At 47.4% G+C, this 15291-nt stretch carries 13 protein-coding genes and 1 pseudogene; 6 read left to right on the top strand and 8 right to left on the bottom strand.

Going from position 1 to position 15291, the window contains the following annotated elements; translation table 11 throughout:
• Nucleotides 1–8 precede the first annotated feature (8 nt).
• Genes Phpb_RS09700 through agaR form a run of 6 tightly spaced genes read right to left on the bottom strand, consistent with a single transcriptional unit; the run spans nucleotide 9 to nucleotide 5466 of the window.
• Nucleotides 9–902: a PTS system mannose/fructose/sorbose family transporter subunit IID gene (locus Phpb_RS09700; RefSeq protein WP_065390158.1), complete on the bottom strand. Its 894-nt coding sequence runs from the start codon at nucleotides 900–902 to the stop codon at nucleotides 9–11.
• Nucleotides 892–1689 carry a PTS N-acetylgalactosamine transporter subunit IIC gene (gene agaW, locus Phpb_RS09695; protein ID WP_065390157.1) on the bottom strand — a complete coding sequence of 266 codons (798 nt, stop codon included), beginning with the start codon at nucleotides 1687–1689 and terminating at the stop codon, nucleotides 892–894. The genes Phpb_RS09700 and agaW overlap by 11 nt, the downstream gene beginning before the upstream one ends.
• Before the next feature lie 10 nt (nucleotides 1690–1699).
• On the bottom strand, nucleotides 1700–2182 hold the full coding sequence (gene agaV, locus Phpb_RS09690; protein ID WP_205634758.1) for a PTS N-acetylgalactosamine transporter subunit IIB: 483 nt from the start codon (nucleotides 2180–2182) through the stop codon (nucleotides 1700–1702).
• Entirely contained in the window at nucleotides 2148–3365 is a 1218-nt protein-coding gene (locus tag Phpb_RS09685) for an AgaS family sugar isomerase (protein WP_065390156.1), read from the bottom strand. Before Phpb_RS09685 ends, agaV begins: the two co-directional genes overlap by 35 nt.
• Entirely contained in the window at nucleotides 3362–4657 is a 1296-nt protein-coding gene (locus Phpb_RS09680) for a D-tagatose-bisphosphate aldolase, class II, non-catalytic subunit (RefSeq protein ID WP_065390155.1), read from the bottom strand. Before Phpb_RS09680 ends, Phpb_RS09685 begins: the two co-directional genes overlap by 4 nt.
• A 35-nt stretch (nucleotides 4658–4692) precedes the next feature.
• Nucleotides 4693–5466 carry a transcriptional repressor AgaR gene (gene agaR, locus Phpb_RS09675; RefSeq protein WP_065390154.1) on the bottom strand — a complete coding sequence of 258 codons (774 nt, stop codon included), beginning with the start codon at nucleotides 5464–5466 and terminating at the stop codon, nucleotides 4693–4695.
• A 400-nt stretch (nucleotides 5467–5866) separates the two neighbouring features.
• Here agaR and ampC point away from each other — a divergent pair, with 400 nt between their 5' ends.
• Nucleotides 5867–7024, top strand: a complete 1158-nt coding sequence (gene ampC / locus Phpb_RS09670) for a class C beta-lactamase (protein WP_065390153.1) — start codon at nucleotides 5867–5869, stop codon at nucleotides 7022–7024.
• Between the two features lie 96 nt (nucleotides 7025–7120).
• On the opposite strand, the gene Phpb_RS09665 is transcribed toward ampC, so the two are convergent.
• Both Phpb_RS09665 and Phpb_RS09660 read right to left on the bottom strand, forming a co-directional pair.
• Nucleotides 7121–8419, bottom strand: coding sequence for a Tle-like phospholipase domain-containing protein (locus Phpb_RS09665; protein ID WP_065390152.1), 1299 nt, complete (start codon nucleotides 8417–8419; stop codon nucleotides 7121–7123).
• A gap of 36 nt (nucleotides 8420–8455) precedes the next feature.
• Nucleotides 8456–8932 (bottom strand): CesT family type III secretion system chaperone, encoded by a 477-nt coding sequence (locus Phpb_RS09660; RefSeq protein ID WP_165603283.1) that lies wholly within the window; start codon nucleotides 8930–8932, stop codon nucleotides 8456–8458.
• A 352-nt stretch (nucleotides 8933–9284) separates the two neighbouring features.
• Between Phpb_RS09660 and Phpb_RS26750 the strand changes: the two genes are divergently transcribed.
• The 5 genes and pseudogenes from Phpb_RS26750 (at nucleotide 9285) to uhpC (ending at nucleotide 15277) form a co-directional block, all read left to right on the top strand.
• Nucleotides 9285–9473, top strand: a complete 189-nt coding sequence (locus tag Phpb_RS26750; protein WP_240492499.1) for a hypothetical protein — start codon at nucleotides 9285–9287, stop codon at nucleotides 9471–9473.
• Between the two features lie 378 nt (nucleotides 9474–9851).
• Nucleotides 9852–10191: pseudogene (locus Phpb_RS24850) on the top strand (type VI immunity family protein); the annotation flags it as partial.
• 1491 nt (nucleotides 10192–11682) lie between these two features.
• Entirely contained in the window at nucleotides 11683–12315 is a 633-nt protein-coding gene (locus Phpb_RS09650) for a response regulator transcription factor (RefSeq protein WP_065390150.1), read from the top strand.
• Nucleotides 12312–13856, top strand: coding sequence for an MASE1 domain-containing sensor histidine kinase (locus Phpb_RS09645; protein WP_065390149.1), 1545 nt, complete (start codon nucleotides 12312–12314; stop codon nucleotides 13854–13856). The genes Phpb_RS09650 and Phpb_RS09645 overlap by 4 nt, the downstream gene beginning before the upstream one ends.
• Nucleotides 13857–13945: 89 nt before the next feature.
• Nucleotides 13946–15277 (top strand): MFS transporter family glucose-6-phosphate receptor UhpC, encoded by a 1332-nt coding sequence (gene uhpC, locus Phpb_RS09640; protein WP_065390148.1) that lies wholly within the window; start codon nucleotides 13946–13948, stop codon nucleotides 15275–15277.
• Nucleotides 15278–15291: the final 14 nt, after the last annotated feature.

Genomic DNA, 15291 nt, shown 5'->3' with positions numbered 1-15291 from the left:
GCCGTTTATTAAAGAAAACCAACATACTTCCCTACAATCCCGATCACGACAGTCAAACCAATTAATTTGATCGGGGAAAATCCCTTTTTCATCAACCAAAACACCAGCAAAGTGAAACACAACGGCAATAAATTCGGCATCAGTTTGTCCAGCACATCCTTCTGCAACGCCACACTGGCCTTACCGGCATTTACCACCACCGGCGTCGAGAGGTGGACATAGGAAGCTACCAACGCCCCGATTACCGTCATTCCCACAATTGAAGCAGCATGGGAGATCTTTTTGGTATGCTTTTTCAACAATGTTAATGCGCTGGTTCCTGCACGATAGCCATAATGCGCCAGGCCAAAACGCAAGCCGAAATGCACGATATTGAACAACAACAGGAATATGATGGGACCGAATAGACTGCCTTGTAGCGCCAGAGAAGCCCCGATACCCGCGCAGATAGGTAGCAGAGTCAACCAGAACAACGCGTCGCCAATCCCACCTAGCGGCCCCATCAGCGCCACTTTCACGGCACGAATGGTGGAAATTTTCTCTTTATTCCGCTCCATTGCCAGCACCAACCCAGAGAGAAAGGTGGCATCAAACGGATGCACATTGATAAACTCCATATGCATCTTCATCGAGTTTGCGAGATCTTGCGGATTCTTGTGGATCTTACGCAGACCAGGGATCAAGGTGTACAACCAGCCCCCCGCCTGCATACGCTCATAGTTAAATGATGCCTGTAGCAACAAAGAGCGCCACGCCATACGATTCAAATCGCCGTTGGTCAGATCCTCACTCGGTATCGTGTCCTGATAATCATCCTGCTCAACCTGACTGGTTGCCAGCGCCTGCGCCATCCTGTTCTCAGCTTTAGCGGCCATAGCCGCATCGGTGTCGTTAAATGCCATCTTCCATCTCCTGAGATTGAGTGTGAGATTGAGTGGTAGACACGCTGCGTTCAGCGGCCTCTTCCATACGGGAACGGTTAAAGAAATCGATCAATGCAATCGCGAAAGCGCCAAGTGCTACAGCAATAATCGGCATATTAAGGAAGGTGACTGAAATGAAACCCAGAATGAAATAAGCGATATAGGTCTTTTTCATCATGATCTTCATCAGCATAGAAAAACCAATCGCAGGCATCATGCCACCCGCAACCGCCAAACCATCCAACAACCATTGCGGCGCCTTCCGTACCATGACGCTGGCGGCGTCGGCACCGAAATAGACCGGCAGAAATGCCACGATAAAGTAGAAACAAAACAGAATGGCGATACCCAGATAATTCACGCGCTCCACGCCACGCCAGTTCAACGCTTTTACCATCTGATCGCATTTATGCATCATGGGTGAGAAGACGGTAAACAACAGAGTGATACAACCTTGTACCGCAATGGAAAATGGCACCGCTATACCAATCGCGACTTTAGGATCAGCCCCCGTCAAAATGGCAAACGCAGTACCAATCACCCCGCCAATCACCACATTTGGCGGTTGAGCGCCTGCCAGCGGCACCATGCCCATCCAGACTAATTCCAGTGAGCCACCCACCAACAAACCCGTCTGTACATCCCCTAAAATCAACCCAACCAACGGCCCAATTACCACTGGACGATGAAAATGAGTCAACCCATCGAATAGATCCACCCCGGCCAAGCCAGCCAACAACCCAATCAATATCGCATCAATCAGCATAACTCACCCCTCAAACCAGCAATTTGGCGATAGGTTCTCCTGCTTCATCCGGCACCCGCCGAATTTCGCAAGTGATGCCCAGTTGCTCCAGTTCACGAAACACCACCACGTCACTGTCATCAACCGAAACCGTCTTATGGATTTGACGCTTTCCCTCAGAAAAATGCATATTGCCCACGTTAACGAAGCGGATCGGTACTCCGCCCTTTACCAGCGTCAGTACATCCTGCGGCGTTTTACAGACGATGAAAATTTTCTGGCGTTCAGCCGCTTTATGAATCACATCAATGGTTTTTTGCAGGGTGAAATAACGCGTCTGAACCCCATCAGAAACCACCATATCCATCAGATTTTGCTGCATCAAATCACCGGCAGCTTGATCGTTAGCCACCAATACCAAATTGGCCCCCAGTGAATTGGTCCAGGTCACACCGACTTGACCGTGCACCAACCGGTTATCAATTCGGGTCATTAAAATATTCGGTATCGACATAATCACTCCTGCTACATTTTATTCTTGGTGAATACGGTGGATGATAGGGATAAATTTCCACCCCCTTCACCACACGGTTGACTTCCCCTGTCGGACATGGATTGTCTGGCGTTACGCCCAGTGCCAGCGAGGTTTCAAACGCTAACATCTGCAAAAATATCAAATAGGGGAACAACAGCCAGATATCGTCTTGTTCACTGTTAACCACCGTGAACCCTTTCCCCTGTGTGCCACTCAGTGCAACAATTTGACACGCCAACCCGTCATGATTCAGTTCATGCCAAAGATCGAGATCATAACGACGACGATATTGATCAGCGGATAGCATCATGACCACCAGCGTATCGCGTTCGATCATAAATTTCGGCCCATGACGCACCCCCATTGATGAGTCGTAACGAGTGATAACCTGCCCGGCGGTCAACTCCAGCATCTTGAGCGCCCCCTCCTCTGCTATCCCAGTAAAACAACTGGAACCCAGACACATCATGCGCTTAAAACCACTGCGTGCCAGCCGCTTAACCTGTGCCTGCCACTTTCCTTTTCCCCGCTCACACAACGCGCTCATCGCCATCAACGACGTCCCACTCTGTTCCAACGTCAACGGCCCTAGCAGCAACACTGTTGCTAACGTCATACAACTAAAACTGGACGTCATAGCAAAACTCTGGTCATGAGCCCCCAGTGGCATATTCAACGAACAGACGTGAGCGCGCCCTTCGGCATAACGTGCTAACGCACCACCGGGATTACAGGTCAGCATCAAGTGATAACAGCGTGGCAGGAGCTGATCCGCCAGTTTTACCGCCGCCACGCTCTCCGGGCTATTGCCTGATCGCCCATAGGAAATTAATAATGTTGAACGTGTTGGATCGAGATATTGCAAAGGAGAAGGCACAATGTCTGTCGTACTGTACGCAACCACATTCAGTCCACACTGCTCACGCAGCCAAGGCGCCAGCGCGCGTCCGATAAATGCGGAGGAACCTGCGCCACACAGCACTATCTGTAACTCTGGATCTGATAATAAAGGCTGCAAAAAGGGCCGCCACAACCCTTCCTCACATTGCAGATTTTGATATAACTGACGCCAAAGCTCAGGCTGTTGATGAATCTCTCTGGCAGTATGCAACGCATGATGCTCACGCAACCAGACTTCGGTATAGGAAAACAGCTCATTCATGTTAAAACTCCTTGTACCTCTGGCTCACAAGCTCGCGCATAGCTTAAGAGCACAGAACGAATTTTATCCAACACCCAAGCGTGAGGGTCATTATCCAGCCTTCCGGCATTAACCGCCTGCGCCTGCTCAGGTAGGTACTGACTCAGTAGTGAAAGGGAAACCGGGCGACAACGCAGGTTATCCATCAAAGTATTCACTGCCTGTTGTACTTGCGGATGCGGCCAGTAGTAACGAACGCGATCACTCAAACTGTATTGACGATCAATAAATTGCTGATGCGGTGTACCATGATAATAGCGGTTCCAGTGCTCCGGCTGCTCAAGCATGACCTGTTCCAGCGTGGCGCACAGATGAGCCGCGCCCTGTTCCCCATTCCATTCACTATCGATTTTATCGAGTGCGAACAGCGCCTCACGTAAAGCAAAAGTCAAAGCCGGACCGACTTTCAGAATGGCAAAGTGATCACGTACCAATTCACGGTAAGCTTGCGCCGTTTGATAATCAGTAGAATGGGCTTCATAGACTAAATAAGGTTGAGATTCGATATATTGACTCAGTGCCGCTGCACGTTCAGGTTGATAATGTTCGATATGGTGGTGATCGAACTCCACACCCGGTTGCACCACCAGCGCAATCACTCGCGGCCATACCGGTTCCAATCCAGCCAGTCGCCAAGCTTGTTGATGCACATCCAACGTCGCAGCGGCTGCCTGAGGCGTAGTGACTTGCATTCCTTCTAATGCTTCTTTGGCTCCGCCCGGTACCGGCACTTCAGTACCTATCACATAAACCGGTGGTTCTCCCCCCACCTGCCGCCAACAACGTTCTGCCACCTGACACAAACGAGCCGCGCGTACCGCAACCTCCTTGTCGCCCAATGGCGTTGGATCACCCAAGCAAGACATCGAGCAATCGAGGTGGATCTTACGAAACCCCGCAGCCACATAATCGTGTATCAACGTTTCAGCCAGTTTCATCGCCTGTTCAGCGGGAAGATCCTGCCAGGCATTTGGTCCAAGATGATCCCCTCCTAACCAGATACGATCACGCGGTAAACCGATACGATCGGCCTGTTGCCAAACTGCATCCCGGAATTGAGCCGGTTGCATCCCGGTGTAACCACCAAACTGATTGACCTGATTAGAGGTTGCTTCAATCAGTACCGAGGTTTTACGCTCTTTAGCGACGCGCAAGGCACTTTCCAATACCCAAGGATGAGCGGAACAGACCGAATAGATCCCCACCGCTTCACCTGATTTATGACGACGGATAAGTTGTAATAGCGACTGCATGGTGTCTCCCATGCGGGCAAGAATCTCGGTAAGAACTATTCGTCGGCAATAATCACATTCACACCGAGTTCCATTAATGCCCGCCTGTAGTTATCGGGGATCCGACTGTCAGTAATCAGCCGATGAATCTGTCCGGCTTGACGGATCATACAAAAACTTCTACGTCCAAATTTACTAGCATCCGCTACCGCGATAATTTCATGCGCCACCTCACACATTACGCGATTAAGGTGGGCTTCACCGGGATGTGGCGTGGTTATCCCTGCTTCCAGATCAAAACCATCGACGCCAAGAAATAGGGTGTCAAAGCGATATTGACGTAATTGTTGTTCCGCGGCCGGACCATAGAGCGAGTAGGAGTTCTGACGCACACTCCCGCCAAGCACCATCACCTCCATCCGGTCAAACCCCGCCAGTTCATAGGCGATATTCAACGCGTTAGTCATGACGACCAAATCACGCCGTTCTTTAAGAAATGGCACGATTTGCGTGGTAGTCGAGCCGGAATCAAGGATCAAGGCATCACCATCCTGAACAAACTGTGCCGCCCTGGCCGCAATACGCGATTTCACATCACGATTGATTCGGCCTTTATCTTGCAAAGGGCGATCAAAGGCGAATTGCTGATTCAACATGGCGCCGCCATAAGAACGCAATGCGCAACCTTTTTGTTCCAGATAACGCAGGTCATTACGGATAGTGACGCTGGAAACCCCAAAACGGGTGCTCAGATGCTCAACACGCACGCTGCCTTCATGACACAACAAGTCGATAATCTGTTCACGTCTTTTTACGGTATCCACAGCCATTCCGTTATATTCCTCAGATTTTCAGCGATAAATTTACTTCGCCTGTGATGAATTGCTTTCCCTCTCTTTCGATTTAATTACAGCAAAAGCAATTAAATGAAATTGTGATCGCTATTACAGTCTATTATATAGACAAAAATCGGCATAAAAGGTTTCGATTGGAAACAAAACGAAAGGAAATATTAAATTTTCTAGTTACTGGCTAGTTACCCAAAAATCAGTTTTTATCCACATTTTGGGTAACAATTGATATAAAAAAACGAAAGCGCTTGGTTTTCAATCAGCAACCGCAAAGTTTTATTTTGTCAGGTGATAAAGATCACAAATTTTGTGATTGGGTATATAAATCCTGATAAAATCCCGGACTGAAAACTCTCACTGTAATTTAAGGGCACATCACATGACAAAACGACTTTCGGTGCTGACCGGCGGGCTGCTGCTTACCGCTTCTCTCGGCGCTCAAGCCTCGGACACACCCGCTCAGACCCGTCTGACAAATACCGTTGATAAGACCATACATTCCCTGATGCAGGAATATGACATTCCAGGAATGGCGATTGCGGTGACTTTCCGCGGTCAACATTTTTTCTATCAATACGGTGACGCGTCAAAAGAGAGCGACACGCCAGTCACCAAAGAGACAATCTTTGAATTAGGCTCAGTCAGCAAAACCTTTGCCGGCAGCCTGATTTCCTGGGCGCAAGTGACGGGAGCTATCTCCCTCTCCGATAAGGCTAGCCAGCATTTTCAACCGCTTGCAGGCAGCGCTTTTGACAACATAAACCTGCTGAATATTGCCACTTATACTGCGGGCGGCCTGCCGTTACAATTCCCTGATGAGATCGACAGCAATAGCAAAATGGTGGACTGGTTTCAGCACTGGCAGCCAAAATACACGCCCGGAACCTACCGCCAGTACGCCAATCCCAGCATTGGCCTGGCGGGCTATATCGTTGCCCAACGCCTTGAAAAACCTTACTCAATACTGGTGACAAACCAAATTCTTTCACCGCTTGGTCTGCACCATACCTGGTTTAACGTGCCTGCGCAGGAGATGAAAAATTATGCATGGGGTTATTCAAAAGAGAATAAACCGATTCGCATAACCCCCGGCGTGCTGGATGAGGAAGCCTATGGTTTGAAAACCAGTGCACAGGAGCTGATCGGCTTCGTCGATGCGAATATCGATCCTTCCCGCGTAGGTGACAGCAAACTGGCACAGGCCATTCGGGCAACCCATACCGGCTATTACCGGGTGGGTGAGATGACGCAAGGGCTAGGCTGGGAGCTTTATCACTGGCCCGTTACCCTTGAGCAAGTGCTAAGCGGCAACTCGGCGCAGGTCGCTTATCAGGCCAACAAAACCACGGAACTATCGCCGCCAGAGCCGCCAACAGATGCGCTCTTTATCAATAAAACCGGTTCTACCAATGGCTTCGGCGCGTATGTCGCGTTTGTACCGCAAGAGCAAATGGGTATTGTGCTGCTGGCGAACAAAAACTACCCCAACGAGGCTCGCATCAAAGCAGCCTGGCAAATCCTCAAGGCGCTGAAATAACGTGCAATTACGTTAAATACTTATGTTTTTCAATACAGTGTCTGTTGGCAACGACAACGCCTCCCACAGGAGGCGTTGTCCTGACATATCGAGTCGTTAAGCCAGTAAGGCTTCCAAACCTGCGGTCACCGACTCCATACGGTGACCACCTGAATGCTCAATCACATAACGCTTGCCTACCTGAGAAGAGGCATCCAGTCCCCAAATACCATGTTCGGCCTTCTGACTCAGCGGATCGCTACTGGTATTGATGTGGGTGACGTTGGCACTATCCAACTTGTCGGCCAACCGATCCCGCAATCCTACATGCAATCCCATGCTGTTGAACGCGGTGACCTTGATCCCATGTTTGATGCCTGCATATTGCGCCAGCCCGCCGCCCAAAGAGTGGCCCAGAACCTCAACCTTGCCGCCATATTGCTTGGTAAAAGCCTTGACCAAGCGGTCAGCATCCTGAAACGCGCTGTCCTTGATCCCCAAAGCAGCGCCGACATCACTCTTCACCGTACCAGGACGCTTGGTTGGCTGAGTGCCCACAAAGGAGAGCACCATCGTGTCGTCACGCTTGTAGACAGCAACCTTGAGCGCGGACCAGCCATCTCCCTCAAGGATTAAAGGATCATTCTCTCCCTTACTGGGGCGAACATGCAGGGTTAACTCACTGCCGGTTCCGCCAGTGCCATTCTGCCGACGAGCCAAGATTGAGGGCGGGATATCAGCTAAAGCGGCATGGCTGTAACCCGCGGGCATATCCCGATAGCTACTGGAGCAACTGATTCTCGCCAATTGAGCCGCATCCATCACGGCTTTAGCTCCCACAGCATTCAACGGCTCTTGCTCCGCTTTAGCCACAAATGTGGGTTTAGCGATCACCTTGGCAGAATTCAGCAATTGCTCGGCACGCGTTCCAACCTGCAAACGATCGGACGCGCCAAGCGGTAAGTGTGAAACTACCTTCACTCCCGCTCCAGCCAGCCCCAAGGCAGAGGATGCCAGCAAACGCCCGGTGGATTCCGCCAAATTTTTAACCCCTGCGACACCGACCGTAATCGCACCACTCGTTACACTACTGGCGCCGCCCGTGATATTAGCCAATCCCTTGATAATGGCCCCAGTCCAGTAACGCGCCTTACCTTTGGCACTCTGCGCATGGGAGTCATGTCCTCCCTGTATGGCAGTGCCAATCTTGCGAGCCGGGGCACTTAATGTCAGATATTTCAGTGTAGTAGTCAGCACCTTGCCCGGTGACACCTGAATACCAAGACCGGTACTGGTGTAATGGGAGGCAAGATGATGATGAACATTATTATTGCGAGATGGTGTCTGTACTTCTCCGTTCGAAAGGGGCGGCAATGCCGTCGCTTTGAGAGTGTGCCCAAGACTTTGAATAGACATCTTATTATTTTCCTTGGTTATTTAGATGACCGTGACTCAGCATGCGATGGCCGAGCCTGGTAATGGATGCAGCGCGGATGCTCCGTTCTGCTGGGTGCTGATCACCTGAAACTGAGATTGCAAGCTGATCCCAAGATCGAGAAACTCTCCCAGAGTCTGCATAAATGCAGTTTCGTCGAACACCTCGATCAACGCAGAGAAGCTCAACACCAGATAATTGGTACGACTGTCCAGACTGATCTGACTGCCACCCGTGGTAAGACCGAACATATTCAACTCAAGGGCAGCCCGAGTCAACATCAACTGGCCCGGTTCATCTACTGGTAATCGCAACAAAGGAATATAGAGATAAAATGCCTGAACGTCGTCGTTGCCCGGAACTTCGATGATGCACTCACCACCTTGGCCGAAAGGCACGGTACAGTGACCATCGCTGCCAATGCTCAAAGCCACACCTTGACGTTCACCCACAAGGTGCAACCATTCCGATACTGTCTGTTGATATGCTTTCACTATGATGTTCTCCGCTCGTTATCCCTTACAGACCAAGGATTTCGCACGCAATAGAAAGTGTGAGCATGTTAACAATCACTGGCAAGCCGTGATTTATTTCCGGGGCGAAATTTTTTATATCGACGTCGAAATAGCGCCTTATCGGCAGTTGGGTCGCACCGTGCAAGTGTGGTTCGAATCCACGTGCCAGATATTGTGACTGCTCCCTGCCGTAAGTCAGCCATTTTATGTGACATTAATCACATTCTCTTCATATTCATCTGATAAATATCGTGAATTTCCGGGAGATTCCCTCAGTAAAGGATAGGAAAAAGATTATATCCGGATTGCTACCCGTGACCGCTTTGGTGTGATGCGTATCATCAATAACCGTACAGAAGAGCAAAAACAGTATGATGAAGCATGGCAAAAATTTTATCAGCCCGGTTCCCAACACTATAAAAATCCCATCCCACTGGCTCCGCTGCCACCCGGTTCGCCTCCTGATGACCAAGCTTTACCCGCTCCTCCCACAGAGGGTGTGCCAGGAACCATTCCGTAACCTCTGACAAAAAATCCACCGCTTCTCAGCACTTCCCGCTGGTCGTTTTTACCCAGCTATGAAGACTGGGTTATCCTCGGGCAGGAAGTGGCGGGTCTGGCCGAAAATGGGTTGAATTATGTCCGCGACAGTACCCGGGATCTGCTTGCCCAGTTTGGTATCTGGTTCAATCAAGCCGGCAAGTGGGTGTGTGAAGAAGTTATTGACCCGATAAGCTATCAGGACAGCTACGCTTTTTCCTGGGTCAGTGAACAAACGGGGAAAATTGTGACCTGGATGGAGAGTGAGATAAAAGCCCGCTGGCAGACGGTGCAACAGGGTTCAGATATCATCTTGGAAGAGCTAAAAAACATTAGCTGGATGCAGATATTAAAAGATCTTGGGATTTCTATCACTCTGTTTTTTAAACAGGGTTACACCCCGGAAAAGAAACAGCGCATTCTGGCTGCTACCAGCGTTTTCGGGAGGAGTTCGGTACTCAACTGCGTTTTCACCGTCATGAGCTGAAAGGGTTAAGAAAATATTCGCCGGAAAATATTATTAAGATAGAGGAAGGTATTTTCGCCAGGAAAAAAACCAGCCTTGTGGTTGGGTGGTTAGTGATGTTAAAAACGAAGATGAATCTCCTCATTATCTGATGCGTTACCTAGATTCTCGAGAAATTGATGGTGATGATAGTAGCTCCTACCTGAGTCTGGTGTTGCCCGGGGATTCACTCCCTTGCCGTCGCGATGCATCTTGAAATCCATAGGGTATAAAACCTTTAATTAGAATACCCATAAAACTAGAGTAGGTTTTAAACTGGGATTAAAAGTTATTTTTTTAACGTATGATTTTAATCGGTATCTGGTTTTAATCGTTTTTTATCTTTTGGCTATATGCTTTTTGCGAAATTTAAGCATTATGATATATCGTGGTTTTACGTTTAAAAGAACGCTAATCATATCCGATTTATTTTAACTGACATGGTTTTATAGATATTGTTTTATCGACATAGTTTTACCAACATTGTTTTACCAGTATGGCTTTACTGGCAGTTCTGCGGTTTTTTGTAAATCATCACCCTTTATCTTTTCTTTATAAATCACTAATCAATAACTTGATAGTATAAAGACACCATTAATGCTTTTTAGGATAACTCTTTTCTAGCATTTAAATCCTGCCAGATTAATCGTTTTATCTCTTTTTTATCGCATTTTTTATTGATTTGTTCGTAAAGTGAGGGTGAGAAAACACTTGAGCATTAATCTATTCTATTAAATTATTTTACCTGATTATTGCTTTTCAAATCTCGGTTAATGGTGAGTGAATTTCGACTAAATGTAATAGTATTGCTGATAAATGTTTAAACATAGTAAAGAATAGGCTGTTTTTAGTCACCCTATACCTTTTAAAAAGCTGGCATTAATGAGGTGCTTATTGTCTTAATCCTTAGTTGATTAATCACCGATAAAATGAAAATGTAAGTAAAAAAACAATATTAAAAACATGATAAGCTTGAGTAGTGACTTTCACCCTGATGGGTTGTTTGTTTTTAATTGGAAATCTGCCTGCTAAATGAATTTCATTGATTAATTGTGGTAGATTTAATGGTTTTTACATTTTCTGAATCGTATTTAATGTTCTTGTTTTCATTAAGCTGATATTTAGGTTTTCTCTTTTTTCTGTATTTGATTTTTAGGTTTAAAACCAGTGAGTGTGGCAGAACTGTTAACGGTATTAAGATTAACGCCCATTTCTTTAATCATTTTTAATGTTGCTAAACATTCTTGTTTTTCTGAGGTTAATCTAAAGGCCGCTCGGTTTTCTTTATTGTTATTGGGTTAACACTGTCATTTTTTCACCTTATTTAATCAATTTAAAACCCGTTTTTCCTGATGTTTTCTCTTCCAGTGTCCGAATGCCATCGGACTTTTTACCCGCTTTTAAAAATCCTTAATCACTGCTTTTTACTTTTGATGATTAAAGTTTTTACCTGTTTTTTCGTGGTTAGTCAGGCATCTTTTCCCGCTTTTAAAACCTCACTGATAGATAAAAAAGGCTTTTTTTAACAATTGCCCCGTAAATCCTAGCCCAATGCGAGGGTTTACCGCGGTTTTTGCTAAATTTGTTATCTTTCTTACAGATTTAGTTGATTAATTTGCACAACCTGCCTTTCCTGCACATCATATAAATTATTTCATTTACCATTATCCATTAACGAAAACTTATGATTAGAGTTGCACTTATTGACGACCACGTAGTCGTCCGTTCCGGTTTTGCCCAATTACTCGCGCTTGAAAAGGATATTGAAATCGCCGGGCAGTACGCCAATGCCAAAGAAGCTTGGCTGGGTTTACTCAGAAACCCAATTGACGTCGCCGTGATGGATATCGATATGCCCGATGAAAGCGGTTTGCACCTGCTCACCCGGTTACGGCAAAAACAACCTGATTTTCGTACCATTATTCTCAGTATTTATGACACCACGGCATTTGTACAAAGTGCGCTGGATGCCGGCGCCTGCGGCTATCTCACCAAACGATGCGGCCCGGAAGAATTAGTACAGGCAGTACGCTCCGTACATCAAGGCGGTTGCTACTTGTGTGCCGATGCACTAAAAGCACTGCGTCAGACACCACAAGAGATTAAAGCACTACAAGTTCTGACCCCCAGAGAACGGGAAATATTTTCTCTACTTATCAACGGCATCAATGTTAAAACTATCGCGGAACAGCTCAATCTCAGCCATAAAACAGTTCATGTTCATCGTGCCAATATTCTTAGCAAGCTCCAGTGCGATAGTACCATTGATCTGGTTCATTACGCCCTGCAACACCAGATTCTAACGGGGAACTCATGAACAGAAGATCACGATTTGGCCTGTTATCACTCTTTCTGCTGTTTTTCTATTCACTGAGTTGGCTTGCTCTGTGGACCATCAGCTTCTACCTGAATGATAACGGGCAACAAGCAGCTCTGCTTTTCCCGCAAGGGTTACGGCTGGCACTGTTTATCCTACTGGGGCGTCGTTACTTACCAACCTTATTAACCACTGAGATTATTATTCTGCTATGGCTCGGCAGCGAACAACTTATTACTCACAATATCATTCTGTTATCACCCTTTCTCAGCCTAATACCTGCCCTTATCGTGCAACAATTCTGGGGGCGCTATACCCTGTATTGGCAACGGCTCTCAATTCTGCTGGCTGGTGTAACCGCCAATAGTGTGTTACAGGCTGTTTTTCTGGGGTTTACGCTGACTGCCGACGCCAGCCATCTGTTTCTCACCTCGTTAACCGGCGGCGTTTTGTTGTCACCTTTTGTTTATCTGATCTATGAATACCTGCGTCAGCAACATCTGAGAAATATGCTGCAACCGAGCGATCCTGATCCGCAGCTACGCCCTTCCTTGTTGATGTGGTGTTGTCTATTCTGCCTGCTAGGATTAAGCGCCCAGATCTTTATGTCACCAGAAATTGAAAATCTTTTGGTGATTCTAATATTTATCCCTAATGTCTTCATGGCCTACCGTTACGGCTGGCAAGGCGGCGTACTGGCAGCTCTGTTAGGGAGTCTCATGATCACATCAGCTCGTCAATTCAGTGGTGCTTTTAACGATTTAGGCGAACTGGAAATGTTCCTGACCATTCAGTCCTTATTAGGCATAGGTCTGGGAATAGCAATCAGCCGTCAGCAACAGCTCGCTGAAAATTTGCAACGTTACCGTGAATTGCTAGAACGGGAGTTAACCGCCCGCCGTACCCTGATGAAGAAACTGATTCACACGGAAGAAAACGTTTGTAAAAGCATTGCCCGCGAGTTACATGATGAAATTGGTCAGAATATTACCGCCATTCAAATTCAGGCAACACTAATAAAACGTACCGCCGCCACCCCGGCAACAGAAATGATCGCAGAACAGATCAATCATCTCGCCCAACAGATTCATCAATCCACGCGTCAATTATTACGCCAATTACGTCCACCGGTTCTGGAAGAGATGTCTTTAGAAAAAGCACTTCACCATCTGATCCATGAATTCGCGTTTAAAGAACAAAATATTGATTGCCAGTTGAATTACCAGCTTCCTCAAAATCCAACGGATGAAACGGTGGTTTTTACCCTCTACCGTCTGGTTCAAGAGTTGCTGAACAATATCAGCAAGCATGCTCAAGCGACTCGAATCGCTATCATCCTGCGACAACACCGGGATGTGATTGAACTCAGAATCAGTGATAACGGCATCGGCATTGCAGAAGACAACCGAAAAGGCGGATTTGGCCTCCAGGGTATTGAAGAACGTATCCGTGCGTTAGGAGGAGATTGGCAGTTAAGTAATGATAACGGCACACGCATAACTGTTAACCTGCCCACAAATTCTGATGAAAATCAGTCATAACTAAGAACTATTCCTAGTTACCTAAAACCTTACCCCATCCATTTTCATTAATTTTTCTTTACATTCCCTTTTTCATGGAGGAACCGGGTATGCAAGCCACCAGCCAGAAACAGATTTCACAACACTATCGCCGCTGGCGTAGCCGCCTGCTGATTTCCATGATTATTGGCTATGCCGCATTTTATCTGACGCGAAAAAGCTTCAACTTTGTCATGCCGGTTATGCAGTTGGAACTAGGATTGGATAAAGGGCATATCGGCTGGATAATCAGTCTATTCTATCTGGCTTACGGCAGCTCAAAATTTATTTCCGGTGTATTTCATGATCACACCGGTTATCGCTGGTTTATGGGCGCCGGATTAGTGATGACAGGTGTGTTAAACATTATCTTTGCTTTCTGCTCATCATTTTCCGCACTGCTGATCATCTGGACACTGAACGGCTTCTTTCAGGGATGGGGCTGGCCGCCTTGCGCCAGATTGCTGACACACTGGTACTCCCGCAATGAACGGGGCTTCTGGTGGGGATATTGGAATACTTCCATCAATATTGTCGGCATCACTATCCCAATATTGTCCGCTTTTCTGGCGACAACTTACGGCTGGCAAACAGCGCTGATGATGCCGGGAATTATCGGCATTTTATTGGGTATCTGGCTTTGTTATCAATTATGCGGCATACCACAACAGCAAAGTTTGCCCAGTGTGGGACAGTGGCGGCAGGATTTACTAGAGCTTCGACACGAACAGCTATCGCCCCCGCTGCCGATGATGCAGATATTGCGGGATACGATCTTAACTAGCAGAACTATCTGGTTGCTAGGATTCTCCTACATTCTGGTCTATCTCATCAGAATGGCGATTAACGATTGGGGCAATCTGTGGTTGTCAGAAACACATGGCGCCAATCTACTCAGTGCCAACGCGACGCTCTCACTGTTTGAACTCGGTGGTTTAACCGGTGCTCTGTTTTCCGGTTGGGGATCGGATTTACTGTTCCGCGGTCAACGCGCCCCAATGATTCTACTGTTCGCACTTGGACTGTTCATGGCTGTCACCGCATTGTGGCTGACTCCCATTCATCACTATGCGCTGTTGGCAGTCTGTTTTTTCAGTATCGGTTTTTTTGTATTTGGCCCGCAAATGCTGATTGGGCTGGCAGCAACAGAATATTGCCATAAACAAGCCGCCGGTACCGTCACCGGTTATCTGGGATTGTACGCCTACTTGGGCGCGGCAATCGCAGGTTGGCCTCTAAGTCAAATGATTGCCCACTATGGCTGGTCAGGGATGTTTGCCCTACTCACAGCCGCAGCCGCCATGATGGGTTTGCTGTTGATGCCGCTGTTAATGGCAGACGTTGGTAAAAGGGAACATATGGCAGGGATAGCACCGAGACTTTCCGATGACAAGCAGTTTTAAATACTAAGGACAAA

The organism is Photorhabdus namnaonensis, from assembly GCF_001684335.1.
GTDB lineage: Bacteria > Pseudomonadota > Gammaproteobacteria > Enterobacterales > Enterobacteriaceae > Photorhabdus > Photorhabdus namnaonensis.
This window is presented reverse-complemented; position numbering and strand designations above follow the sequence as displayed.